At 71.9% G+C, this 24,782-nt stretch carries 18 protein-coding genes; 8 read left to right on the top strand and 10 right to left on the bottom strand.

Going from position 1 to position 24,782, the window contains the following annotated elements:
- Nucleotides 1–75: 75 nt before the first annotated feature.
- The 5 genes from ACZCLJ_RS06940 to ACZCLJ_RS06920 all read left to right on the top strand — a co-directional run bounded on the left by ACZCLJ_RS06940 (nt 76) and on the right by ACZCLJ_RS06920 (nt 6,848).
- Entirely contained in the window at nt 76–1,653 is a 1,578-nt protein-coding gene (locus ACZCLJ_RS06940) for a class I SAM-dependent DNA methyltransferase (protein ID WP_463106369.1), read from the top strand.
- On the top strand, nt 1,650–2,885 hold the full coding sequence (locus tag ACZCLJ_RS06935; protein ID WP_463105922.1) for a restriction endonuclease subunit S: 1,236 nt from the start codon (nt 1,650–1,652) through the stop codon (nt 2,883–2,885). Before ACZCLJ_RS06940 ends, ACZCLJ_RS06935 begins: the two co-directional genes overlap by 4 nt.
- A 487-nt stretch (nt 2,886–3,372) precedes the next feature.
- Nucleotides 3,373–4,635, top strand: coding sequence for a hypothetical protein (locus tag ACZCLJ_RS06930; protein WP_463105921.1), 1,263 nt, complete (start codon nt 3,373–3,375; stop codon nt 4,633–4,635).
- Nucleotides 4,632–5,480: a hypothetical protein gene (locus tag ACZCLJ_RS06925; RefSeq protein ID WP_463105920.1), complete on the top strand. Its 849-nt coding sequence runs from the start codon at nt 4,632–4,634 to the stop codon at nt 5,478–5,480. The genes ACZCLJ_RS06930 and ACZCLJ_RS06925 overlap by 4 nt, the downstream gene beginning before the upstream one ends.
- 297 nt (nt 5,481–5,777) lie before the next feature.
- Nucleotides 5,778–6,848, top strand: a complete 1,071-nt coding sequence (locus tag ACZCLJ_RS06920) for a Fic family protein (protein WP_463105919.1) — start codon at nt 5,778–5,780, stop codon at nt 6,846–6,848.
- A 24-nt stretch (nt 6,849–6,872) separates the two neighbouring features.
- Here the strand turns inward: ACZCLJ_RS06920 and ACZCLJ_RS06915 are convergent, their stop codons facing one another.
- The 5 genes from ACZCLJ_RS06915 to ACZCLJ_RS06895 form a co-directional block, all read right to left on the bottom strand.
- Nucleotides 6,873–7,301 (bottom strand): HepT-like ribonuclease domain-containing protein, encoded by a 429-nt coding sequence (locus ACZCLJ_RS06915; protein WP_463105918.1) that lies wholly within the window; start codon nt 7,299–7,301, stop codon nt 6,873–6,875.
- 34 nt (nt 7,302–7,335) lie between these two features.
- Nucleotides 7,336–7,749: a helix-turn-helix domain-containing protein gene (locus ACZCLJ_RS06910; RefSeq protein WP_463105917.1), complete on the bottom strand. Its 414-nt coding sequence runs from the start codon at nt 7,747–7,749 to the stop codon at nt 7,336–7,338.
- 101 nt (nt 7,750–7,850) lie between these two features.
- Nucleotides 7,851–9,632: an exonuclease domain-containing protein gene (locus ACZCLJ_RS06905; RefSeq protein WP_463105916.1), complete on the bottom strand. Its 1,782-nt coding sequence runs from the start codon at nt 9,630–9,632 to the stop codon at nt 7,851–7,853.
- A gap of 4 nt (nt 9,633–9,636) precedes the next feature.
- Nucleotides 9,637–10,716 (bottom strand): HNH endonuclease signature motif containing protein, encoded by a 1,080-nt coding sequence (locus tag ACZCLJ_RS06900; protein ID WP_463105915.1) that lies wholly within the window; start codon nt 10,714–10,716, stop codon nt 9,637–9,639.
- Between the two features lie 508 nt (nt 10,717–11,224).
- On the bottom strand, nt 11,225–11,656 hold the full coding sequence (locus tag ACZCLJ_RS06895) for a hypothetical protein (RefSeq protein WP_463105914.1): 432 nt from the start codon (nt 11,654–11,656) through the stop codon (nt 11,225–11,227).
- Nucleotides 11,657–12,003: 347 nt separating this feature from the next.
- Between ACZCLJ_RS06895 and ACZCLJ_RS06890 the strand changes: the two genes are divergently transcribed.
- Complete coding sequence (locus ACZCLJ_RS06890; RefSeq protein WP_463105913.1) at nt 12,004–15,360, top strand: type I restriction endonuclease subunit R; 3,357 nt, start codon at nt 12,004–12,006, stop codon at nt 15,358–15,360.
- A 51-nt stretch (nt 15,361–15,411) separates the two neighbouring features.
- Here ACZCLJ_RS06890 and ACZCLJ_RS06885 read toward each other — a convergent pair whose 3' ends face one another.
- Nucleotides 15,412–16,161, bottom strand: a complete 750-nt coding sequence (locus ACZCLJ_RS06885; protein ID WP_463105912.1) for a hypothetical protein — start codon at nt 16,159–16,161, stop codon at nt 15,412–15,414.
- Complete coding sequence (locus ACZCLJ_RS06880; RefSeq protein WP_463105911.1) at nt 16,158–17,150, bottom strand: hypothetical protein; 993 nt, start codon at nt 17,148–17,150, stop codon at nt 16,158–16,160. Before ACZCLJ_RS06880 ends, ACZCLJ_RS06885 begins: the two co-directional genes overlap by 4 nt.
- A 177-nt stretch (nt 17,151–17,327) precedes the next feature.
- Here ACZCLJ_RS06880 and ACZCLJ_RS06875 point away from each other — a divergent pair, with 177 nt between their 5' ends.
- The gene (locus ACZCLJ_RS06875; protein WP_463105910.1) at nt 17,328–18,191 is read left to right on the top strand and encodes a phosphotransferase; all 864 of its coding nucleotides are present in this window, start codon (nt 17,328–17,330) and stop codon (nt 18,189–18,191) included.
- A 35-nt stretch (nt 18,192–18,226) separates the two neighbouring features.
- Here ACZCLJ_RS06875 and ACZCLJ_RS06870 read toward each other — a convergent pair whose 3' ends face one another.
- Nucleotides 18,227–20,005 (bottom strand): SulP family inorganic anion transporter, encoded by a 1,779-nt coding sequence (locus tag ACZCLJ_RS06870; RefSeq protein ID WP_463105909.1) that lies wholly within the window; start codon nt 20,003–20,005, stop codon nt 18,227–18,229.
- 21 nt (nt 20,006–20,026) lie between these two features.
- Here ACZCLJ_RS06870 and ACZCLJ_RS06865 point away from each other — a divergent pair, with 21 nt between their 5' ends.
- Nucleotides 20,027–21,226 carry an aromatic acid exporter family protein gene (locus tag ACZCLJ_RS06865; protein WP_463105908.1) on the top strand — a complete coding sequence of 400 codons (1,200 nt, stop codon included), beginning with the start codon at nt 20,027–20,029 and terminating at the stop codon, nt 21,224–21,226.
- Nucleotides 21,227–21,357: 131 nt separating this feature from the next.
- Here ACZCLJ_RS06865 and aceB read toward each other — a convergent pair whose 3' ends face one another.
- The gene (aceB, locus tag ACZCLJ_RS06860; RefSeq protein WP_463105907.1) at nt 21,358–23,130 is read right to left on the bottom strand and encodes a malate synthase A; all 1,773 of its coding nucleotides are present in this window, start codon (nt 23,128–23,130) and stop codon (nt 21,358–21,360) included.
- Between the two features lie 107 nt (nt 23,131–23,237).
- Nucleotides 23,238–24,707: an isocitrate lyase gene (gene aceA / locus ACZCLJ_RS06855; RefSeq protein ID WP_463105906.1), complete on the bottom strand. Its 1,470-nt coding sequence runs from the start codon at nt 24,705–24,707 to the stop codon at nt 23,238–23,240.
- Nucleotides 24,708–24,782 lie beyond the last annotated feature (75 nt).

The following is a 24,782-nucleotide window of genomic DNA, read 5'->3' as shown; positions in this document are numbered from 1 at the left end:
AAGCGAGCAACAGTGCCCCCGAGTGCGACCCCGAGGACCAAGCAGGTGGTGGCCACGCCGAGCACGGCGACCACCATGAAAGAGCTCAAGGACACGCTGTGGAAGGCCGCGGACAAGCTCCGCGGGTCCATGGACGCGAGCCAGTACAAGGACGTGATCCTCGGGCTCGTGTTTCTCAAGTACGTGTCCGACGCGTTCGCCGAGCGCCGCGCCGCGATCCTCGCGGAGTGCGTCGCCGACGGGCTGACCGAGGACGACGCCGCGCCACTCCTCGAGGACGTCGACGAGTACCGCTCTGCTGGCGTGTTCTGGGTGCCGGTGCGCTCGCGGTGGACGTACCTCGCGCAGCACGCCAAGGGGCGCGCCGAGACAGCCGAGGAGACCGGGGCATCGATCGGCGAGCTCGTCGACGACGCCATGGCGCACATCATGGGCTCCAACTCCTCGCTCGCCGCCACCCTGCCGACCATCTTCAACTCGTCGAGCGTCGACCAGCGCCGGCTCGGCGAGCTCGTCGACCTGTTCAGCTCCGCCCGTTTCACCGGGGAGGGTGTGTCCAAGGCGCGTGACCTGCTCGGCGAGGTCTACGAGTACTTCCTGGAGAAGTTCGCGCGCGCCGAGGGCAAGCGGGGCGGCGAGTTCTTCACCCCACCCAGCGTGGTGCGGGTGCTCGTCGAGGTGCTCGAGCCCTACTCCGGTCGCGTGTACGACCCGGCGTGCGGCTCCGGCGGCATGTTCGTGCAGACCGAGAAGTTCCTCGAACGGCACGGGGCCGACCCGTTCGCGATCTCCGTCTACGGGCAGGAGCTCAACGAGCGCACGTGGAAGCTCGCGAAGATGAACCTCGCGATCCACGGCCTGTCCGGCAACCTCGGCGCTCGCTGGAACGACACGTTCGCGCGCGATCTGCACGCCGACGTCCAGATGGACTACGTCATGTCCAACCCGCCGTTCAACATCAAGGACTGGGCACGCAGCACCGACGACGCGCGCTGGCGCTTCGGCGTCCCGCCCGCTGGGAACGCTAACTACGGCTGGATCCAGCACATCCTGTCCAAGCTCGCTCCCGGCGGGTCGGCCGGTGTCGTCATGGCCAACGGGTCGATGTCGTCGAACTCCGGGGGAGAAGGGGACATCCGCGCCCAGCTCGTCGAGGCCGACCTCGTCTCCTGCATGGTCGCCCTGCCGACGCAGCTCTTCCGGTCGACCGGCATCCCAGTGTGCGTGTGGTTCTTCGCCAAGGACAAGACGGCGGGTCAGCGCGGGAGCGTCGATCGGACCGGCGAGGTGCTGTTCATCGACGCGAGGAACCTCGGCCACATGGTCGACCGCGCCGAGCGTGCGCTGTCCGACGACGACATCGCGCAGATCGCCGGTACCTTCCACGCCTGGCGCGGCACGAAGTCGGCCGTCGAGGCCGGGCTGACGTACGAGGACCAGGCAGGATTTTGCTACTCCGCGTCTCTCGCCGAGATCAAGGACGCTGGGTACGCCCTGACGCCCGGTCGGTACGTCGGCGCCGCCGAGGTCGAGGACGACGGCGAGCCCATCGAGGACAAGATTGCCAGGCTCACCAAGGACCTCTTCGAGCAGTTCGACGAGTCTGCCCGACTCGAGCAGGCCGTCCGCAAGCAGTTGGGACGAGTCGAATGAACTCTGCGCGAGGGCCGTTGAGAGACTTCGTGGAGTATGTGACCTACGGATTTACAAATCCAATGCCAACCGTTGCATCGGGCCCGTCAATGGTTACCGCTAGAGACGTTCGCGACGGTGCGATCGATTACGCTTCCGCGAGGCGAACAAGCGTGGAAGCGTTTGATATGAAATTGACGGATAAGAGTCGGCCGCGAATTGGCGATGTTCTGATCACCAAGGATGGAAGTATCGGGCGAGTCGCGGTCGTCGATCGAGCAGGGATATGCATCAACCAATCCGTCGCGGTCATGAGGCCAAAGGCTAGCGTTCTACCTGAGTTCTTGAGCTACTTGCTGCAATCTCCGCACTATCAGAATCTTATTGATAGGGACGCCGACGGTTCGACGATTCGCCATGTCTACATTACGCGCCTTGCGAAAATGGAAATCGAGGTACCGTTGCTCGACGAGCAGCGATCGGTCGTCGAAGTTCTAAGGGCGCTCGACGACAAGATCGCCGCCAACACCCGCCTCGCCACCACGGCAATAGACCTCGCGCGCAGCAAGTTTTTGAAGCTGTCGCGGACCTTTGAGGCGGTGGCGAACCTGAGCGAACTCGCGACGCTCGAATACGGGAAGGCGCTACCAGCGACGAGGCGCGAGGCCGGTTCCGTGCCGGTGTTTGGTTCCGGGGGGATCAACGGATATCACAACCGGGCGCTGGTCTCTGGTCCTGGCGTGATCGTCGGGCGGAAGGGCTCCGTTGGGCTGACCTACTGGTCCCCGGGCCCATACTTTCCGATCGACACCACCTACTTCGTCGTGCCGAAGAACGGGGTACCGCTGGAGTACCTTTACTTCCTTATCGAGTCGCTGAGATTTGGCGAGCAAAACTCCGACTCTGCAGTTCCCGGCCTGAATCGAGCCGACGCGTACTCCGCAAGGGTTCCGCTGCCTCGCCGCGAAGACCTTGATGGCTACTCCGCCCAAGCATCGAGACTCTTGGCGCTCGCACACGGATGCGAAACCGAGTCCGCGCGGTTAGTTGCGACGCGCGACGCGCTGCTACCGCTGCTCATGTCCGGCAGGCTTCGAGTGCGCGACGCCGTCGAGGCGCTAGACAACCCCGATCTCCTGGTCGACGTGACGGTGCGTGTGGAACGGGCCGCAGCGCAGGCCGCCGCACCCGTCGACACGGCTACGGGCGCGGGCGCCGCCGAGGCCGAGCGAGAGGTGACGACGCTGTGGTGACCCGCCGCGCGTCGTCGGGCACCGTTCGCCGGGACAGAGCATCCGCACCTCAGTTGTGCACCGCGTGCGGGCGCCGGCTCGCACCGAACCCGGACGGCTCGTGGCCGCCGCACCTGAACGCCGCAAGCACGTCGCCGTGCCGTGGCGCCGGGCGACGTCGGGCACCTGCCGACACCGCGCCGTCGGCCACCACGGACCCCGAGGCGCGCGCGGAGACGCCGCGCCGCCGTGGTGAATACCGGCCGACGTACCTCGAACGTCGCGAGTCGCGCTTTCGCGAGCGCGCGCTGCTCGACCTCGAGGACGCTCCGGCCGCCGAGGACCTCGACGACACGCTCTACCGCGCCCGCGAGTCCCGCGGAGGCCTCCCTACCTTGGGGGGAGCGCACCGGTGAAAGACGTGCGTGCGACTACAGTGCCGGCACGCCCGCTGGCGTCACGCTACGAAGTTCCCCTCATCGACGAACGCCACGTGAAGGAATCGATCATGGACGACGAGATCCAGTTGATCAGTGACGGCGACGGCCTGGCCGTCATCGGGAGCCCCACGGCGGTCGAGCGCTTCCTCGTGTCGGAGGGGCAGCCGTCGAAGGATCTCGGCCTTCCGCGGCTCGGGTCAGCCCTCGCTACAGTCGCTGGCACCTCTCAGGCAGGCTCTGAGATTGCCGCCAACTCTGGTCGATGGCTGAAGCTGACGAAGGAGTCCGCGCAACTCGTCGACAAGTACGGGCTCAGGGAGAGTGCCACGACGGGCCTTCGGTCGGGAGTGCTGAAGGGTGACAAGGGTCAGATCGGCGGGTTCGTCGAGTTCGCGAAGGGTTCTGGGTCGCTCCTGTCCAACCCGGCACTCCTGGCCGGTGCGGCGGGGATCATGGCTCAGCTGGCGATGCAGCAGACGATGGACGAGATCACCGACTACCTCGCGACGATCGACGAGAAGGTCGACGACCTGCTGCGCGGCCAGAAGGACGCTGTCCTGGCGGACATGATCGGGGTGGATCTTGTGATCGAGGAGGCCATGACTGTCCGAGAGCAGGTGGGGCGGGTCTCCGAGGTCACATGGTCGAAGGTGCAGGGCACGTCGGTCACGATCATGCGGACGCAGGGGTATGCGCTGCGTCAGCTCGACGCGCTCGCGGAGAAGGTGGAGCGCAAGACCAAGATCGGTGATCTTGCCAAGGCCTCGAAGGACGCCGAGTCCCAGGCGCAGGAGTGGCTCGCCGTCCTGGCACGCTGCTTCCAGCTGCAGGACGCGATCGCCGTGCTCGAGCTCGACAGGGTTCTGGACGCGGCTCCGGACGAACTAGACCGCCACAGGATCGGGATCCAGACGGCACGACGGAATCGGCTGGGCCTCATCTCGCAGAGCACCGAGCGCCTGCTCTCCCGCATGGGTGTCGCCGCCGGCACGGCCAACGCGAAGGTGCTGCTGCACCCGACCTCGTCCCGGGAGGTGGTGCATGCCAGCAACCGGGTCGAGACCGCCGTCGTCGACTTCCACGGGCGCCTCGGCATCGAGCGCGACCGGCAGTCGTTGGAGGCGCGGCGGTGGAGGGACGCGGCCGTGGAGGCCCGGGACAAGGTGCTCGAGACGGGTGCGGAGGGCCTCGACGCCAGCCGGCGGCTCGGCAGCGAGACGATCGGCCGCGCCCGGTCGGCGACGGGCAAGCTCTCCACCGGGATCGCCGAGCGCGCATTCCGTGGCCGTGCGGGCGACGATCAGGATCCGACGACGGAGGAGCAGGCGTGATCGCCGGCCTCGAGTGCGGCACGTGCGGTTCCGGTGACATCGAGCTGCTGGACGTCCTGCCCGACGGGCGCCGACGTGTCTGCTGTGTCGACTGCGGGAAGTCGTGGGTGCGCGGCACCGCGACGGTGTCGACGAGGCCCCGGCCACTGCCGACCTTCGAAGAGCTCAGGAAGACCTTTCCGAGCGCGGACGACGTCGTGCCCGAGCGGCTCGTGCACGCCGAGGTGCTCAAGAGGCGGTACCTCGCCGAGGTCAGCCCGAAGCCGGACCCCGCTGTCGCGCACTACTGGACCAAGTACCAGCGAGTCTTCAGCGCAGAAGGACTTCCGACTGCCGCCCCGCAGGACCTCAAGGACTTCGCCAACGTGTCCGTCGGTGCGAACCCGGGCAACATGTCGGTGTTCAACACCGAGTGGAACCGGATGGGCGACGAGGCGAGTGCCGCGCAGGTGCGCAAGGTCGTCGAGTACTTTCTTCGTGGCCCGGAGTCCACACCGCTCGAGGACCGGCTCACGCAGTTGATCGACGACACCACGCCCTTCGGGATGAAGGGTTTCAAGGAAGCGCTCCTGACCAAAGTGCTGTGCGTCGTCTACCCCGACGAGTACCTCACGATCCTCAAGTACACGGGCACAGCCGGAAAGCTCGAAGTCGCGCGTGCGATCTGGGGGATCGAACTCCCCGACCCCCACCGGGTCACCTGGACGATCGGTCGGCTCGTCGTGTGGAGCAACACACTGCTGCGAGCGCTGATCGGCGACGGGTTCCAGACCCAGGAGCACGCTGCCGCCTTCCTGTGGTGGGCCAAGGACCAGCCATTCGGCGGTGAAGGCGTCGAGACCTGAGCCGCGTCGGACGAGCGGGCGGTTCTCGCCGAGCGAGTTGGTCCGCGGGGTGTCGCAGGTTCGGGCGATGGCACAAAGCCATGGGTCATCGACACCGCTGCACACAGAAAGTCGACCCGCGTGTGCACTGTCGTCCGTACCATCGAATAACACGACTTCCGATGGTAGCCTGCTGCGGTGGCATCGGAAGTGAAGTGGCCGACGTTCGGGTCGGAGGTGCTCGTCTGGGAGCCATCAGACGCCGAGTACGGACCTCGCGCGGGTCGGAGCCGCCGCCGGGGACCCTACGAGGCCGCCGTGCCGGCGCCCATCGCGCGGTCGGAGCTCCGGCTCGACGGCCCGACGATGGCTCTGGTCGCCGAGGCGAGTGCCGAGATCGCCCGCCTCGACGGCGAGTCGCTGGGCTCCCTGATGTCGTACGCGTCGTTGCTGCTCCGGACCGAAGCCGCCTCCTCGTCGCAGATCGAGAACCTGACCTCGTCGCCGAAAGCCATCGCCCTGGCCGAGCTTGGTCGCCGGGGCAGAGCCAACGCGGACGAGATCGTCGCCAACGTCGCAGCCATGAGGCGAGCGCTCGACGTCTCCGAACGGCTGGACGCCGACGCCGTCCTGGCCATGCACCAGGTCCTGATGCGCGACCACATGCCCGGTGCTGCGGGACGGTGGCGAGGCTCGGCGGTGTGGATCGGCGGTTCGGCGCAGAGTCCGCACGGGGCCGACTACGTGGCGCCACACGCCGGGCTGGTGCCGCAGGCCATGGACGATCTCGCCGAGTTCATGTCCCGCGACGACCTGCCGGCCCTGGCGCAGACGGCGGTCTCGCACGCGCAGCTCGAGAACATCCACCCCTTCCCCGATGGCAACGGACGCACCGGACGCGCACTGATGCACGCTCAGCTGCGGCACGCGGGCCTGACCCGCCATGTCGTCGTCCCGATCTCCGCCGGCCTCCTCGCCGAGACCGACAGGTACTTCGCAGCCCTGACGGCGTACCGCTCGGGCGACCCCGTGCCCATCGTGGTGCAGGTGTGCGAGGCGGTCTTCCCGGCGCTGCGCAACGCCCGCACCTTGATCGCCGAGGTCTCCGAGGCGCGTGACCGGTGGGCCGGGGCCATCCGCGCACGCCGGGGCGCGTCGGCGTGGCGCCTCGCGGACCTCCTCGTCGAGCGTCCCGTCATCGACGCGCGGCTCGCGGCAGAGCGCCTCGGCGTCACGACGGCGAACGCCCAGGTCGCGATCGACCGCCTGGTCGAGGACGGCGTCCTCGACCAGATCGGCAGAGGGGCTCGCGATCGTGTCTGGCAGGCGGTCGAGATCATCGAGGCGATGGAACGGTTCGCCGAGCGTTCCCACCACCGCATCGTGTGACGGCTGCTCATGCGCACCCCAGACTCACGGGGTGACTTCCGACGCCGATGTGTCGCTCGTCGTCGCACTCGGCGTCACGGCGAATCGGGACGCGACCCCGAGCCGCACGAGCAGATCGGGGAGATGAGTCCGCAGGGTGTCCCAGACGATCTCGTCGCCGACGCCGTCGTCCTGGTGCGCGATGCGGTTCCGCGTCGCGCGGATCTCTCGCCACGGGACGTCTGGGTGCGCTGACACGAAGGCTGCGGGGAACCTGTCGGCGGCCGCCGAGACGTCGACGATGACGCTGCGACCCGCGCGGCGCAGGATGTCGTCCTCCGGGTCGAAGAACGCCTCGCGACCCCGTAGGACGATGCGGCGAGCACTGGCCCCGAAACGAGACAGGTCCTCCAACGTTCGTGTCGTCTTGCCAGCGTCGGCATCACGCGCGGCTGACGATCCCAGTTCGTTCACAGCGGTTGCGACTCTCGACGCGCACGCTCGACCGTCAGGGACGCACCGGAGTCGGGAACGACGTCGACGGGACACCGAGCGCCTCCTCGAGGTCCAGCTCGAGCCCGGTGAGGGTCCACGCCGAGGTCCCCGGCGGGAAGCTCACCAGCAGGTCGAGGTCGGAGTCGAAGTCGTCCTCGCCACGGGCCGTCGAGCCGAAGACGCGAGGCGCGCTCCCGCCTCGTGCTCCGACGATTCGCTGGACGTCTGCGCGGTGGCGGTCGAGGACCTCGCGCGGACGTGCCCGGGTCGCATCGAGCAGGCGTGCGAGCGTCCGCGGTTGAGGGCGCCGCCGCCCGGACTCGATGGCGGCGATGTTGGGCTGCGGCACGCCGGATCGCGCCGCGAGCTCGCGCTGCGACAGCGCTGCTTGCTCGCGCGCGCGCCGGACGCGGTCGCCGTCATCCATGGGGCGACGATATCGAGTGCGATATCGGATGTCGACGCTTGTCGCAAGATCGATGCTGTCAGGTCGTCCCCGTGCGCTGCCCCGTGCGACTGGTCCGACCTTCAGTGCCCGGTCGTCGCCGTGCGGTGGTAGGCGTCGACGACGTCGAGCGGCAGTCGCCCGCGGTCATTCACGCTGTATCCGTTGGCGCGCGCCCACGCGCGGATCTGCGCCGGCGAGACGTCCTGTGAGGCCGGTCCCGTCGACTGCTGCGTGCGCTCAGACGAGACGCCTTCGTCCGCAGGGAGCTGAGCTCGACGGACCGGGGTCACCTTGGTCGCCGCCGGCAGGGCCGGCTGGAGGTGTTGAAGCAGCACCGCGAAGTCGTCCGGGCGGACGACACGCGTCCCGAGCTCTCGTGCTCGTTCCGCCTTGGTCCCTGCCACCGAGCCGTCGGAGACCAGCATCGCCGTCTGGCGAGAGACGTTCCCGACGACCCGCACGCCCAGTTCTTCGGCCCTCTTCTCCAGACGGTCGCGGTCGACGTCGTCGCAGCCGGTGAAGACGACCTTGTCGCCCACGCGCAGCGGTTCGCCTCTGGACCAGTCGTCGGGGAGTGGGCCGAGTCCGGCGCTGAGGCGCGCCGATCGCGCGGCGTCGGCGTGCTCGACGAGGCGTGGCACGACGTCCTTCGGGACGCCGAGCGTCGCCGCGAGGTCGTGCAGCTCCTGCCGCTCGACACGCGACACGTGCCCGTCGTCGAGGGCTCGGTGGGCGAGAGCAGCGACGAACGCGCGGTGCGTCGTGGCGACGTCGTGGGCCGAGAGCCCGTAGAGCTCGACGAGCTCGACGAGCGACGTCGACTCGTCGTCGGTGAGGACTCCGTCCTCGAGCACCTCCGCAAGCAGCTCGAGATAGGGCAGAGAACCCTCCGGCGCACCCTCCTCGACGAGCTCCGCGAGCGTGAGTGCCGTCAGCTGCTTCACGAGCGGAGTCGCCGCAGTGCGGGCGGTCGCAGAGCGTGGACGCGGGCGGACCGTTCGCGCGCTCGTCGTCGGGCGTCCGGGTGCCGGCTCGAGTGGTCCGGTGGAGGGAACTCGGACCGGTCCTGAGGGCCAGGCGACGTCTCGCGCCTCCGACGGAAGCTGGTGCAGCTCGTCGACCCCGTAGGCACGCCGCCCTGAAGCCAGATACCACTGGAGGAGTCCCGCGGCCGCACGTGCGTCGCCGAGCGCAGAGTGGGCGCCGTCGAGCCGTACCCCGGCAGCGTCGCAGCAGTCGACGAGCCGGCGGCGATCCAGGTCGGGCAGATGGTGCCGGCTCGACTCGAGGGTGCACGCCGCGGGAAGCCAGGGCAGGTCCCATCCGGCCCGCGTGAACTCCGCGCGAAGGAACGCGGCGTCGAACCGTGCGTTGTGCGCGGCGAGGGCGAGGCCTCCGACCCGCTGGGCAACGTCTTCGGCGACGTCGCGAAAGAGCGGTGCGCCCGCGACGTCCGCGGCCGTGATGCCGTGGATGTGCGTCGCGCCGACGGGCCCTTCGGGGTCGAGGCGTGTCACCCACTCGTCGACGACGGTGCCGTGCGCGTCGACGCGGACCACGGCAAGCTCGAGGATGCGATCGCGACGCGGTGCGAGCCCGGTCGTCTCGACGTCGAGGACGGCGAACGCCGGTACGAGCGGACGGCCTGACGGTGCAGGTGCGACCGTCGTCGTACTCCTCGCCTGAGGAGTGACGGGAACGATCGCCCCTGCGGTCTCGTCACGTCGCCGACCGCGCAGCCAGTCCCATAACCCCATCCCGAGTCCCCTTCGTCGCCCCGGGCATCCGGCCGGCCCGCGTCCGGAGACATGCTGGCAGGGTTGAACGGGCAGGCGAAGGGCGTACCGGGTGAAATCCGGCAACGCGTCATCCCTCACGCGCCGGCAGCAGCTGCGCGAAGCCGTACAGGAAGTCGAGATCGGGCGGCGGCTCGGGAGGATGGAGGTCACGGTCTGGGGTGATCCGCGTCTGAGCTGGACGTCTCCGACGGGCGCGGTCTACCTCTCCGAACCATCGAGGACGCCGTCCGTCAAGTGCTCGAGCTTCCACGCAGTCTCGTGCTTGAGGCACGTGATGCTTGCGGCAGAGGTGGGCGAGGTTGTCGGCGTCGGTCCGCCCGCCGAGGGCGAAGTCGACGCCGTGGTCGACGTCGCAGCGTGCCGCGGGCACGGTGCAGCCCGGGAAGCGGCACGTCTTGTCGCGGACCGTGAGCCATGTGCGCAGGTCGGCGGGCACGGTGTAGCTCTCGCGCCCGACGGAGAGGACGGCTCCGGTCTCGGGATGGGTGAGCAGTCGTCGCAGCGACGGCGCTCCGGCGGTGAGGCGCCGTGCGGTGTCGGGGTCGATCGGGCCGTGACCGTCGAGGAGCCCGGGTGCGTCACCACCGAGCAGCGTCAGCACCGGGACGGTGACGTGAACGCGCGGCGCGATCGAGCGCGCGAGGTGGGCGAGACTCGGCACCTGTGTGCCGTCAGGGGCGAGAGCGCTGCCGGGCAGGAGAGCGTCGCCCCGACCGGGCGAGTCGTCAGGGCCGAGGGCGCCGACACGAGCGAGGCCCCCGTCGTTCCGGGATCCGGGGCGGTCCAGGGCGAGGTCGACAAGCACGTCCGCGCGCAGTTGCGCGACGGTGCGTGCGTCCCCTCCGCGACGCGCGTCGACGGCCGTGCTCGTGAGCCGGTCGTGGATGGCGTGCGCCGACACCGCCGGAAGCAGTGCGCTCAGCCATGCCATCCCGTCCTCGGCCGGGTCGACCCACACAGCGCGCTTCGCCACGGCGCGCTCGTGCCGCAGGGCGAGCGGCTCCGGGTGCACCGTGTCTCGCGCCCGGCGAACCAGTTGCCGGAACGACTGGGGAGTGGTCGTCGCGGCGCGCGAGGCACGCGTGCGCGACCTCGGTCGCGGCCTGCGGGTCGAGATCGGCGACCGCGCGGGCCAGTGCGCTGGCATGCGCGACAGAGAAGTCACCCGCGCACAATCCCGCCAGGACCGAGGGCGCCGAGTGGGTGAGCGTCGCCGCGTCGTCCACCATCCCTTCGGCTGCGCCTTCCCGGAGGCGCAGCGCGCACGCGAGCTCGGCGACCACCGCCCTCCGCGCCAGCTCCACCCGCCGCTGCGGCGTCGCGCCCTCCGCGCGCGCCGACTCGTCCGCGAGCAGGGCGTCGTGTGCCGCGAGCGCCGCGACCCGCGCGCGCTCGAGCGCCACCGTGCGCGCACCGGTGAGCGCGTCGATCTGCCGCTGGATCGCGGTCACGTCCGCGATCGCATCGGCCAACGCCTCCAACGATCCCGCGGCTGGACGGACGGTGGGCCGTGTGCGCGCGTCGTCGGGAGCGGGCCGGGACGCGAGTGCGCTCCGCACGCTGCCCGCACTGCTCGCAGTCAGCGTGGCCGTCGTCATGCGACCACTCAACCACCAGCCACCGACATTCAGTCGAACGTGCGTTCGAAGAGGTTGTCAGGCCGTGACGTCGTCCGGGGTGAGCGCCCGCACCCGCCGTCCGGTCGCGAGGAACACCCCGCGCAGCCGGACATCCTGGCGCGCGGCCGCCCCGCGCAGACCGGCGAACCACCGCCCGTCCGCCGGCGTGACGGCGTCGGTCCCCGGGCGCTCGAGCATCAGCACGGTACTCCCGCCGGGCGCCTGATCGGCGAGCACGTCACGCACGATGCACACGAGGTTGTCGACCATCTCGTCGTCGGGTGACGGGGGGACGTCATCGATGGGGACGACCGCGCGCAACGGGCGGTCCTCGGCGTCGAGGAACGTGATCCAGAGACTGAAGCGCGGCGCGTCGACGTCCTGGTGGAGGAACTCGACCCACGCGAGGAGGGCGTCGTCGTCGGGCAGGCGGTCACCGGGACGGATCGTGCTTCGGGGTGTCGTCATCACGCCAGGATGGAGGCGATGGAGCCCATGCCGACGAGCGTCCACAGGTTCCGCGCGACGACGGACGCGACGGTGACCGTCCACAGGGCGGCCCGTCCACGGTCGCACGAGAGACGCCGGTGCCGTCGAGGTCGCGAGGTGGCGATGTCGCGATGTCCTCACGTCCTCACGTCCTCACGTCCTCACGTCGTGACGCTCTGGCCTCACACCCTGACGTCCCGACATCGCGATACCCGGGCTTATCGACACACGGCCCGCCAACGGTGCCCCGGGGCGAGACGCTGGGGCCACGCCGCGAACACGGCGCGCCGCTAGGCTCACGACCAGCACCGACGCACGGAGGAACGATGCGCAGCACGGAGTCCGACTGGGAGCACCTCGCGCTCGAGCACCTGGCCGAGCCGCTCGGGTGGCTCCCGCTCGAGGGGCGCGAGATCGCTCCCGGTGCGACGTCCGCCGTCGGGCACCGCGGGTACTCGCCGAGCGGCGAGCAGCTGCCGCAGCGCGAGGCGTGGGACGAGCTGGCGATCCCGTCGCGGATGCGGTCCGCGATGCGGCGGCTCAACCCGGACGTGCCGCGCGACTACCTCGAGCAGGCGCTGGTCGAGATCCTGCGCCCGACGTCGCAGGACGCGATCACGGAGAACAAGCGGATCCACGACGTGCTCGTCGACGGCTACCGCATCACGTACACCGAGGACGGGCGGCAGCAGACCCCGAGCATCCGTCTGGTGTCGGCGCGCGAGGACGAGAACGAGTGGATCGCGGCCAACCAGGTCCGCGTGGTGCAGGGCGAGGTCGAGCGGCGCTTCGACCTCGTGCTGTACCTCAACGGCATGCCCGTCGTCGTCATGGAGCTGAAGAACGCCGGATCGGCGCACGCGGACGTCGCGGTCGCGCACGCCCAGCTCGCGACGTACGTGCGGGAGCTCCCCATGGCGTTCCGGTTCTGCGTCCTCACGGTGATCAGCGACGGGCTGGTGGCCCGGTACGGCACGCCCTTCACGCCGCTCAACCACTTCTCGCCGTGGAACGTGGACGACGACGGTCGCGTCCTCGGCCCCACGGGCGCGCCGCTCCCGGCGGTCGCCGACGTCGCGGGGGCCGCCGCGCACGACGGCCCCGTCGTCGACGGCATCACGGACGAGCCGGCCGCCGTCGCCGGACCCTCCGTCCCCACGTCCCCGCTCGAGACGCTGCTCGACGGGCTGTTCAACCCGCAGCGGTTCGTCCAGCTCCTGCGCGGCTTCGTCGCGTTCGACGCCGGTGAGGACGGGCTGACGAAGCGGGTCGCGAAGCCGCACCAGTACTTCGCCGTGACGAAGGCCGTCGGCGCGACGGTCCAGGCGGTGGAGACCGACGGGCGGGCCGGCGTCGTGTGGCACACGCAGGGATCCGGCAAGTCGATGGAGATGGAGCTGTACGCCGCGCACGTGGCGCGGCACCCGAAGCTCCTCAACCCGACGATCGTCGTGGTCACGGACCGCACCGAGCTCGACGGCCAGCTCTACGAGACCTTCGCGCGGTCCCAGCTGCTCACCGAGGAGCCGCGTCAGATCAAGCGCCGGGCGGAGCTGCGGGACGAGCTCGCCGCGCGCGTCACGGGCGGGATCTACTTCACGACGCTCCAGAAGTTCGGCCTCACCGCCGACGAGAAGGAGCGCGGGGCGAAGCACCCGGTGCTGTCGGAACGGCGCAACATCGTCCTCGTCGTCGACGAGGCGCACCGGTCCCACTACGACGACCTCGACGGGTACGCCTGGCACCTGAAGAACGCGCTGCCGAACGCCACGCTCATCGCCTTCACGGGCACGCCGATCACCACCGCGGACCGGGACACGCAGAAGGTCTTCGGCGACGTCATCGACGTGTACGACCTCACCCGCGCCGTCGAGGACGGTGCGACGGTCCCCGTGTACTTCGAGTCCCGCCTGGTCAAGGTGGCCTTCGCCGAGGACGTGGACGCCGAGGCCATCGACGCCGCCGCCGACGAGGTGACGGTCGGTCTCGACGACGCAGAGCGCGCGCGGATCGAGAAGTCCGTCGCCGTCGTCAACGCCGTCTACGGGGCGCCGGCGCGCCTGCGCGAGCTCTCTCAGGACGTCGTCACGCACTGGGAGAAGCGTCGCGAGGCCATGGCGGAGCTCGTGCGCAGCGCGTCCGCGACGGACGTCGCGGCGGACACCGAGACCGCGCCCGGCAAGGCGTTGATCGTCGGCGCCACGCGCGACATCTGCGCGCGCCTGTATGCCGAGATCGTCGCGCTACGGCCCGACTGGCACTCCGAGGACCTGCGCACCGGCCGCATCAAGGTCGTCTACTCCGGCACCCCGGCAGACCAGCCGCCCGTCGCGGACCACGTACGCCGGGACTCCGAGAACGCCGTCCTGAAGAAGCGTCTCAAGGACCCGGACGACGAGCTCGAGATCGTCATCGTCAAGGACATGATGCTCACGGGCTACGACTCGCCCCCGCTGCACACGCTCTACCTCGACCGTCCGATGCGCGGCGCACTGCTCATGCAGACGCTGGCCCGCGTCAACCGCACCTTCCGCGGCAAGAACGCGGGCCTCCTCGTCGCCTCGGCGCCGATCGCGGAGAACCTGCGGGTGGCGCTCGCGGAGTACACGGTGCGCGACCAGGGCGCGCGACCCGTAGGACGCACGACCGAGGACGCCGCCGACGTCGCACGCGATCTCGTCGCGCGGCTGCGCGAGCTCCTCGCGCCGTCCGGCTGGCGAGAGCGGCTCCTCGCGGCGCAGCGCACGGGCGCGCGCAGGGGGTACCTCGACACGCTGCTGGCCACCGTCGGCTGGCTGCGGGACCCACGGACCCCCGGGAACGGGCCAGTCGCCGAGGGCGAGGAGACGCGGCAGGCCGAGTTCCGCCGTCGGGCAGCGTCACTGTCCCGGGCCTGGGCGATCGCCGGCGGCACGGACGCGCTCGCCGACGTCGCGGACGAGGTGCGCTTCTACGAAGAGGTGCGCGTGTGGATGGGCAAGCTCGACGCGGAGGACCGGCAGGCGCGTGGGGAGCCGGTGCCGGACGACGTCCAGCGGTTGCTCAACCAGCTCATGGCCTCGGCGGTCACCTCGGGTGAGGTCCTCGACGTCTATGCCGCGGCCGGCCTTCCGCACCCGCGGCTGGACCAGCTCGACGACGCCTTCCTCGCGCAGGCGCAAGGCGCACCGAACCCTCAGCTGACGATCGAGGCGCTGCGCAAGCTCGTCACCGAGGAGGCTCGGCGCCTCACGCGGGGAAACCTCGTGCGGCAGGAGATGTTCTCGCAGCGGCTGCAGGCCGTGATGGCCAAGTACGTCAACTCCAACCTCACGTCCGCCGAGATCATCGCCGAGCTCGTCGAGCTGGCGCGCGAGGTCGCGGCGGAAGAGAACCGGGGACAGCGGTTCGAGCCCCCGCTCGACCGGGACGAGCTGGCGTTCTTCGACGCGGTGGCGACCAACGAGTCGGCGGTCGACGAGCAGGGTGACGGTGTGCTCGCCCAGATCGCCCGGGATCTGGTCGCGATCATGCGCCGCGACGTCAAGACCGACTGGACGGTCCGGGACGACGTGAAGGCCAAGCTGCGGTCCTCGATCAAGCGACTGCTCATCAAGCACAAGTACCCGCCGGACCGCCAGCCCGAGGCGATCGTCCTCGTCATGCAGCAGATGGAGTCGATGGCGCCGCGCTACGCGGCGTGACGTCTCGAAGCGGCCCCTGACACGGCGAGGCGTCGAGACGTCGTCGGCGCCTCAGCCGTCGTCGACCGCGAGGTACACCGGTTCGACGGCACCGGACGTGAGCCGCCACGTGCCGTCGGCCCCGGCGGGAACGGCGACGCACAGGTTCCCGACCAGGGTCGCGCCGACCGGGATGCGACCCTCGGTGACGAGCGGGCCGGGCACGGCGCCGCACGGCGCGGAGTGCACGGCACCGTCCGCGCCGACGAACGCCAGCGCGACCGACTCCGCCGTCTTGACGCCGCTGCCGGGGCCCCAGTGGTAGGCGGAGGCCGGGACGACCCAGTACTCGGTCCCGTCCTCGGGGGCGGTCGCGGCCGGGTCGGCGGCGAGGATCTCGGCGGTCGCGTCGCGCGGGGTCCCGAGGGTGACGTCCCAGCGCGGTCCGTAGACGGTGGCTCCCACGGGCCACGGGTCGGCGGCGGTGCCGCTGCCCGGGGCCTCCGACCAGACCTCGTCGTCCGACCAGTCGTCGCCGTACCAGTCCTCCTCGTACCACCCGTCGTCGGAGAGGTCGCTCGGGGAGGCGAGCAGGGCCTCCCCGTTGCTGGCGAGATAGCTGCCCGCGAAGGCGACGACCCCTCCGACGACGAGCGCCGTCGAGCCGCTGACGACGCCGACGACGACGCGGCGTCGCGTCGTCGTCCCGCCGCCGACCGGACGAGGAGCCGTGGCGCGGTCGGGGCCGCCTGCCGGTGCGTACGGCGACGGGCGGCGGGTGTCTTCGTGCACGCGGGGGAGCAGGCCGGGGGGCAGCGTCATCGTCCCGCCTCCGGGGCCAGGTACATCGGGGCGGAGGTACCGAGCGTGACCTTCCAGAGGCCCTCGGCGCCCGCGGGCACCGCGACGCACACGACCCCGTGGGCGGTCTCGCCGGACGCCACGTCGGGCGCTGCGGCGAGGTCGTCGGGGACGGCGCCGCAGGGGGTCGTGTGCACGACCCCGGACCCGTCGACGAACGTGACCTTCACCTGCCGCCACGCCGTTCCGGTCGGGAGCGTCCCGGTGTACGTCGCCTCGAGCGGGACCACCCAGAACTCGTCGCCGTGGCGGGGTGCGGCGTTCGACGCGTCGTGCGCGAGGACGGCCGCCGTGGCGTCGTGCGGCGCCTCGATCGTCACCTCCCACCGGTCTGTCCAGTACGTGTCGCCGAAGGGCCACGGGTTCGTGGGTCCGCCGCCGTCGGGGTAGTCGGCGGGATCGGCGTGGTCGACGACGACGCCGGGCTCCGACGGCGCCCGCGACGACCCTTCCTCGGGCGCCGCGGTCGTGCTGCCCGACGGCCCGGCACCTCGGTCGGTGGCCACCGTGTCGTCCGTGGCCACCGAGTCGTCCGTGGTCACCGCGTCGTCCGGGGCCGGTTGCTCCTGGGGGCCGTCAGGCTCGGCGAGCTCGCTGCCGTCGGTGGTCCCACCGCCGGTGTCGCCGGTCTCGGCCTGCGCGGTGTCGGGGCCGGGGACCGTCCGGCCGAGCACCGTCCCCCCGGTCACGCCCAGCGCCAGCCCGACGACGGCGGCCACGACGCCGACCGTCACGGCCGAGGGGCCGCGCGACGGCAGGGGTCCCGGCACGTGGACCTGCGGCGGCGACCCAGGCGTCGTGAAGGACACGAGCGGAACCTGACCTCCCGGCGCGGCGTGGCCCGGCAGCGCGGCGGGAGGGGCCACGGGGACCGGTGGTGGCGTCGTCGGGGGCGCGGTGCGCGGCACGTCACCGCGCCGGGGTGTCGGCGGGGCGAAGAGGTCGCTCACGTGCGGCTCCGGGTGGCTCGTCGTCGGGCTCGGCTCGCCCGGTCCTCGATGACGTGCCGTGCGCGAGCGGATCTTCGCACATCGCCGGGAGCCATCACCAGAACGCCCGGCGGAGCGCGTCTCGCGCCGACCTCGCGGGTATGGCCCGTGCCGACGTCTCGTGCAAGGGTGTCCGGTATGAGCCAGACCACCCGGTTCGTCGACCGCACGACCGACGAGGTCGAGGTACCGCTCCTCGGGGGCGACGTGTCCGACGGCCTCGTGCGCCGCGGTGACACGGTGCGTCGCCCGCGCGGCCCGCACAGCCCGGCCGTCGAGGCGTACCTGCTGCACCTCGAGCGCGTCGGGTTCGACCGCGCGCCGCGCTTCCTCGGGGTCGACGACGACGGCCGCGAGGTCGTGACGTTCCTGCCGGGGGAGATGGGCGGGCGGCCGCCGCAGGCCTGGGCGACCGACGAGGAGATCCTCGGGCAGCTCGGCGAGTGGCAGCGGGCCCTGCACGACGTGTCGACGGACGTGGTCCTCCCCGACGGGGTCGCGTGGCCCGAGCGGGCCCAGTTCCCCGAGGTGCCGGACGTGTTCGACGCGCCGGACGTCGTCGGGCACAACGACGTGACGGTCGAGAACGCGCTCTTCCTCCCCGTCGGCGAGGACCCGCAGGGGCCGCACCGCCTGGTCGGTGTCGTCGACTTCGACCTCGCGGCGCCCACGACCCGGCTCCTGGACGTGGCGACCACGCTCCTCTACTGGGCGCCGATCAGCCCTCCGGACGCGCGTCCCGCCGTCACCCGGGACCTCGACGCCGGACGACGCACGCGCCTCTTCGCGGAGGCGTACGGCCTCGACCGGTCCGAGCGGCTCGCCCTCCTCGACGTGCTCGCCCGGCGGTTCGCGCGGAGCTGGTACGCAATGCGGCACGCCGCCGCGACGCGCGGCGGAGGGTGGCAGCGGATGTGGGACGACGGGGTCGGCGACCGCATCCGGGAGAACGAGGCGTGGTTGGCCGCCCGGCGTCCCGAGCTCGTGCGCGCGCTGTCCTGACGCCGGCGACCCGGCGTCGGCCGAGGCCCCTGACGTCAGTCGCGTCGCATGCCGCGCCGCGCCCGTGACCACAGGCGCCGCAGCGGTCCGGGGCCCCGCACGACGGGGATCTCCTGCGTCTCGACGCCGTGGACCAACCACGCCTCCGCGTGCCGGCGCGCCTCGGCGGTCGACTCGCCGATCACCGGACGCGCGGGGAACACGGCGATGCGCTCGTGCTCGCGCAGGTCGATGACGTGGCGGAACAGGTCCGCGAGCGCCGGGTCCACCCCGCTGACGAACAGACGGCCGCCGTCCGCGCCGAGCCGGTCGGCGTAGGCCGCGAGGACCGTGAACGCGGTGGCGCCGAGGCTCGCGCGGCCGCGCAGACGGAGCACGACCACCGCCTCGCGCGCCCCCGACGGGTCGGGCAGCGCGGCCTCGAGGGACCGCGCCCCGGCGTAGAACAGGCTGCCGTGCACGTCGAGCACGGTCACCTCCCGCCCGGGCAGACGGCGCGGCGCGGGCTCCTCGCGGACGCGGCCGTCGTCCTGCCGCACGAGCCGCACGATCCGCAGGTCCTGCGACTCGCGGTTGGCCTGGAGCAGGATCGACAGCGCGGCACCGATGCCGACGGCGGCCGCGACGGGGAGCAGGAGCGTCGCGAGGAACGTCGTCGCCATGGCGATCTGCGACTGGCTGCCGGTCCGCCACGCCGTCGCCATCGCCGACAGGCGGATCGAGCCCGCCGACGCGACCACGAGGACGGCGGCGAGCGTCGCGGAGGGCACCGCACCGACCGGCCCGGACAGCGCCACGAGCACGACGAGCACCCACACGCCCGACATGATCCCTGCCCAGCGGTCGCGCGCTCCGGCCGCGGTGGCGACCGCCGTCTGGCCCACGGACCCCCCGACGGGGATGCCGCGGAACACGCCGACGGCGATGTTCGCGACGCCCTGGCCGACGAAGTTCCTGTCGGAGTCCGCCCGCCGGCCGCCGGGGTTCGGCACGGACTCAGCGACGCCCGCGCCCTGGACCAGCACGATCGCGGCGACGGCGAGCGCCCCCACGACCACGTCGGTGGAGATGAGGCCGAGCTGCGGCACGGCCGGAGCGGGCAGGCCGACGGGGATCGCCCCGGAGTCGGCGACCAGCTCGACCGAGCCGGCCTGCAGGGCCCACACCCCGACGGCGGTGACGACGAGCGCCACGACGGCGGCGAACGGCGCGATCCGCGTGCGGGCGAGCAGGAGGAGCAGGAGGACCGCGCTCGCCCCGACGACGACGGTGGGCAGGTCCCACGTCCCCGGTGACGTGATCACCTGGTAGGCGTCGCCGACCGCCACGGGAGACGTCGGGTGCGCGCCGGTGAGCGCCGCGAGCTGCCCGAGGAGGATGTTGACGGCCACGCCGGTGAGGAACCCCGTCATGACCGAGTGGGAGACGAAACCCGTGAGCCGTCCCAGCCGCGCCGCGCCGGCGAGGACCATGAGCACGCCGGCGAGCGTCGTCATGAGGACGAGCGCGCCGAGCCGGTCGTCCGGGTCCACCGCCCCGACCGCCGAGCCGGCGGCGAGGGCGGCCGCGCCCGTCGTCGTGACGATCATGCGCTGCGAGTCGACGGTGAGCCCGCCCGCGATCCGGCCGACGGCCGTCGCGTACAGCCCGTGGATCGGGTTGACGCCGACGAGGGTCGCCGCGGCCATGCCGTCCGGCACGCCGCCGACCGCCCCGGGCACCCCGGCGCTCGCGGAGGACCAGAAGGTCCCGCGCGCGGGGCGCACGCCCTGCCACCACCCGCGCGCCGCCCGCAGCGGACGGAACCCGCTCACCGGTGCCCCGAGGCGTGTCGCATGGCGACGACTCTGGCACGGCCCGGCAGGCTCGACCAGGCGAGCACGGCGCTGTCGACCGAGGATGTCGACATGCCCGACACGTCGTCCCCAGCCCCCCGGCTCGTCGTGCGTCGCCGCGCGTCCCGGACGGTGCGGTGGATGGCGACGCACCCCGCCTGGGCGGTCGCGCTGCGCTCCGGGATCGCGGCCGGCCTGGCGTGGTGGGTCGCGTGGGTGATCGGTCTCGCGTTCCCCGACCCGTTCGCCGAGTACCGCTACTACGCGCCGCTCGGCGCGGTCGTCGCGACGTCCTCGACCGCCGCACGGTCGGTGAGCCAGTCGGTGCGCGCGACCCTCGCCATCGTCGTCGGCGCGGCGGTCGCGGGGACGCTTGACCTGCTGCTGCCGACCGACTCGCTCACCGTCGCGGTCGTCGTCGTCGTGGCGAGCCTCCTCGCGGGGTGGCGCACCCTCGGTGACATGGGCCAGTGGACCGTGACGTCGGCGCTCTTCGTCCTCGTGATCGGAGGCGCCCGGGACCAGTCGGAGTTCGTCGTCGCCTACATCGGGCTCGTGGTCGTCGGGGCGGGGGTCGGCGTGCTCGTGAACCTCGTCGCGCCGCCGTTGCCGCTCGCGCCGTCGGAGGCTGCGCTCGACGAGCTCGGGGAGGTCCTCGCCGACCAGCTCGACGCCCTCGCCGACGGACTGTACGGCCACCGCGCCCCCCGCAAGGAGGAGTGGGAGGAGCGGCGTCGTGCCGTCGCACCGGCGGTCGACGGGGCACGCCGTGCCGCGGACGAGGCCCGCGACGCGCAGCGGCTCAACGTCCGGGCGCGCCGACAACGCGTGCGCCTCCACGAGCAGGAGCTGAAGGCTGAGCGGTTGTCCGTGACGACCGCCGTCGTCACGGACCTGGTGCGCATCCTCACGGAGGGGGAGCGGGACGAGATCGAGCCGGAGCACCGGGTGCTCGGGCCGCAGCTGCGCAATCCCGTCGCCGAGGCGCTCGCCGCGCTGGCTACCGTGGTCCGCGAGGGCCGCGACGCCGACCGGGAGCCGGCGCTCCTCGCCCTCCGCGAGCTCCGGGCTGCTCTGGCGCGCGAGCGGGAGCAGGGCACCGGCGACGACTACCTCGCCGCCGGCGCGATCGTGCTGGAGATCGAGCGCGCGCTCGAGGCGAACCGGGGGACGACCGACGTCGTCCCCGACGAGGGCTGAGCGGCGGGGCCGCCTCGGCACGGTGCCTCCGCGGGCGCACGCTGACGCACGCGGTCGTGGCCCGCCCGGGGATCCGGACGGGCCACGACCACGGCCGCGACGACGTCGGCTCACGTCGGCTGGTCGTCACCTCACCGCGGCTGGTCGACGTCCGAGCCGACGAGGAACTGCGAGTACGCCCCGATGGTGAGGAACGTCGGGAAGTCCTCGGCGAGCGCGACAGCGCGGAACACCGCGGCCGCCTCGTCGACCCGGTCCCCGGGCGTGCGGGGCAGGTCGTCGACGATCTCGGCGAGCAGCGCCTCGACGCGCTCGCGCGTGATCGGCACGCCGTTCTCCGTGCGCGTCCCGGACGCGATCCACTGCCACACCTGCGAGCGCGAGATCTCGGCGGTCGCGGCGTCCTCCATGAGGTGGTCGATCGCCGCGGCGCCGACCCCGCGCAGCCACGACTCGACGTAGCGCACGCCGACCGACACGTTGGCGCGGAGCCCGGCCGCGGTGACGGTGGCGCCCGCGCGCCGCGCCGAGCCGATGTCGAGCAGCTCGTGCTGGCCCACGCGCACGTCCTCCCGCAGGCGCGACACCTGGTTCGGCCGGTCGCCGAGCACCGCGTCGAGCTCGGCGCGCGCGACCTCGATGAGGTCGGGGTGCGCGACCCACGTGCCGTCGAACCCGTCCGTCGCCTCGCGCCGCTTGTCGGCCCGCACCTGCTCGAGCGCGCGCTCCGTGACGTCGGGCCGGCGCCGGTCGGGGATGAACGCGCTCATCCCGCCGATCGCGTGCGCCCCGCGCCGGTGGCACGTGGACACGAGGAGCTCGGTGTACGCGCGCATGAACGGGGCCGTCATGGTGACCTGCGCGCGGTCGGGCAGCACGTAGGAGTCGCCGCGCGTGCGGAAGGCCTTGATCACCGAGAACAGGTAGTCCCAGCGTCCCGCGTTGAGCCCGGCGCAGTGGTCGCGCAGCTCGTGGAGGATCTCCTCCATCTCGAACGCCGCGGGCAGCGTCTCGACAAGCACCGTGGCCCGGATCGTCCCCTGCTCGATCCCGACCCACTCCTGCGCGAACTCGAAGACGTCGTTCCACAGCCGCGCCTCGCGGTAGCCCTCGAGCTTCGGCAGGTAGAAGTACGGCCCGCGGCCGCGCTCGACGAGCTCGTGGGCGTTGTGGAAGAGGTACAGGCCGAAGTCCACGAGCGACGCGGACGCCGAGACGCTCACGCCCGCCCGGTCGACGTACCGCATGTGCTTCTCGATGAGGTGCCACCCGCGCGGACGGAACACGATCGTCGGGAGGTCTGTGAGCGTCGCCGAGCGCAGCCGGTACTGCTTGCCCTCCGCGCTCGTGTGCTCGAGCGTGCCGCGGATCGCGTCGTGCAGCGCGAGCTGGCCCTCGACCACGTTGCGCCACGTGGGCGACGACGCGTCCTCGGCGTCGGCGAGCCACACCTTGGCGCCGGAGTTGAGGGCGTTGATCGCCATCTTGGGATCGGTGGGGCCGGTGATCTCGACGCGCCGGTCCTCCAGGCCGGGCGCGCCGGTGGATCCGGCGACGCGCCACGACGGGTCGTCGCGGACCGGTCGGGTCTCGGCGCGGAAGTCGGGGTCGATCCCGTCGGCGACGTCCTGCCGGCGCTGCTGGCGGTCCATGAGCAGCTCGTGGCGACGCGCCACGAACCGGTCGTGCAGCGCGGTGAGGAAGTCGAGCGCCTCGGGCGTGAGGATCTCGCGGTACCGCTCGCCGAGCGTGCCGGTCACGCGCAACGTGCCCTGCGGCGCGCGGCTCGTGGTGCCCGACGGCGCGGGGCGGGCCGGTGCGCCCCGGTGCGGGCCGCCGTCGGGCACGCCGCCGGACGTGCGCGGGGGAGAGGTGGTGGACGTGGTCGTGGTCGTGGTGGTCATGGCGTGCTCCGAAGGTCGTGGCCCCGCGAGATAGAACCCCAGGCGGCGAAGTAGAGCTCCGCGAGCTCTACCTCGATGCCGCGCGTTCTCTCTCGCGGGGGGTGGGCTTAGTGGAACTGGGCGGTCTCGGTGGACCCGGCGAGCGCGAGGGTGGCGGCGTCGGGGTTGAGAGCCGTGGCGACCCGGTCGAAGTAGCCGGTGCCGACCTCCCGCTGGTGGCGGGTGGCGGTGTAGCCGTCGGCCTCGGAGGCGAGCTCGGCCTCCTGCAGCTCGACGTAGGCGCTCATCGCACGGTCCTTGTAGCCGCGCGCGAGCTCGAACATGGAGTGCGAGACGGCGTGGAAGCCGGCGAGCGTGATGAACTGGAACGCGTAGCCCATCGCGGCGAGCTCCTTCTGGAAGCTCGCGATCTGGGCGTCGTCGAGGTGCTTGCGCCAGTTGAACGACGGCGAGCAGTTGTACGCGAGCTTCTTGCCGGGGTGCTCCGCGTGGACCGCCTCGGCGAAGCGCCGGGCCAGCCCGAGGTCGGGCGTCCCCGTCTCGACCCAGAGCAGGTCGGCGTACGGCGCGTACGCGAGGCCGCGTGCGACCACCGCGTCCTCGCCCGGCCGGACCCGGTAGAAGCCCTCGGCCGTGCGCTCGCCCGTGAGGAACGGCTGGTCCCGCTCGTCGACGTCGGACGTCAGCAGGTCCGCGGCGAGCGAGTCGGTCCGCGCGACGATCACCGACGGCACGCCCGCGACGTCGGCGGCGAGCCGGGCCGCGTTGAGCGTGCGGACGTGCTGCGCCGTCGGCACGAGCACCTTGCCGCCCAGGTGCCCGCACTTCTTCTCCGACGCGAGCTGGTCCTCCCAGTGCACGCCCGCGGCGCCGGCCGCGATCATCGCATGCATGAGCTCGTAGGCGTTGAGCGGACCGCCGAAGCCGGCCTCGGCGTCGGCGACGATCGGGGCGAGCCAGTCGCGGTCCGGCGCGGCGGCGGGATCAGCGTTCCCGGCGCGCTCCGCCGTCTCCACCTGGTCCGCGCGCAGCAGCGCGTTGTTGATGCGCCGCACGACGGCGGGCACGGAGTTCGCCGGGTAGAGCGACTGATCGGGGTAGGTCTGGCCGGACAGGTTGGCGTCCGCCGCGACCTGCCAACCCGACAGGTAGATGGCCTGCAGGCCGGCGCGCACCTGCTGCACGGCCTGGTTGCCCGTGTAGGCGCCGAGCGCGGCGACCCACTCCTCGGTGTGGAGCTGCTCCCAGAGGCGCTCGGCGCCGCGGCGGGCGAGCGTGTGCTCCTCGCGCACCGAGCCGCGCAGCGCGACGACGTCCTGCGCGGTGTAGTCGCGGGCGATCCCGTCCCAGCGGGCGTCCTCGGCCCAGGACCGGGCGAGGTCGGCGGCGGTCTGGGTCTGGTCTCCCGGGCGGGCCGTGTCGCGTCCCGCGCTCGCGGCGTCGTGCCCGACCTGCTGCGACGACCCGCCTGCCCGGACACCCGCCGTGCCGTCCGCGGGGAGGACGGTGCCGAGCGTGCGGGGACCGCCGACGTACTCGGTCGCGGACCGGCGGCTGACGATGGTGGGCCTGTTCACGGGGTGCCTCCTGTGGTGAGTCGTCGGTGACGCGTGTGCTCGTCCGACGTCCTGCGGATCGATCGTCGGCCTCGC

The organism is Cellulosimicrobium sp. So1_17 (genome assembly GCF_055181235.1).
The sequence above is the reverse complement of the archived record's forward strand: the minus strand, read 5'-3'. Positions and strand labels throughout refer to the sequence as shown.

What these genes read in the sequence shown, in the direction of transcription:
- ACZCLJ_RS06940 (WP_463106369.1), top strand. Translation starts at nt 76, where the DNA reads ATGAAAGAGCTCAAGGACACGCTGTGGAAGGCCGCGGACAAGCTCCGC.
- ACZCLJ_RS06935 (WP_463105922.1), top strand. Translation starts at nt 1,650, where the DNA reads ATGAACTCTGCGCGAGGGCCGTTGAGAGACTTCGTGGAGTATGTGACC.
- ACZCLJ_RS06930 (WP_463105921.1), top strand. Translation starts at nt 3,373, where the DNA reads ATGGACGACGAGATCCAGTTGATCAGTGACGGCGACGGCCTGGCCGTC.
- ACZCLJ_RS06910 (WP_463105917.1), bottom strand. Translation starts at nt 7,749, where the DNA reads ATGGATGACGGCGACCGCGTCCGGCGCGCGCGCGAGCAAGCAGCGCTG.
- ACZCLJ_RS06900 (WP_463105915.1), bottom strand. Translation starts at nt 10,716, where the DNA reads ATGCCAGCGCACTGGCCCGCGCGGTCGCCGATCTCGACCCGCAGGCCG.
- ACZCLJ_RS06895 (WP_463105914.1), bottom strand. Translation starts at nt 11,656, where the DNA reads ATGACGACACCCCGAAGCACGATCCGTCCCGGTGACCGCCTGCCCGAC.
- ACZCLJ_RS06890 (WP_463105913.1), top strand. Translation starts at nt 12,004, where the DNA reads ATGCGCAGCACGGAGTCCGACTGGGAGCACCTCGCGCTCGAGCACCTG.
- ACZCLJ_RS06885 (WP_463105912.1), bottom strand. Translation starts at nt 16,161, where the DNA reads ATGACGCTGCCCCCCGGCCTGCTCCCCCGCGTGCACGAAGACACCCGC.
- ACZCLJ_RS06875 (WP_463105910.1), top strand. Translation starts at nt 17,328, where the DNA reads ATGAGCCAGACCACCCGGTTCGTCGACCGCACGACCGACGAGGTCGAG.
- ACZCLJ_RS06865 (WP_463105908.1), top strand. Translation starts at nt 20,027, where the DNA reads ATGGCGACGACTCTGGCACGGCCCGGCAGGCTCGACCAGGCGAGCACG.
- aceB (WP_463105907.1), bottom strand. Translation starts at nt 23,130, where the DNA reads ATGACCACCACGACCACGACCACGTCCACCACCTCTCCCCCGCGCACG.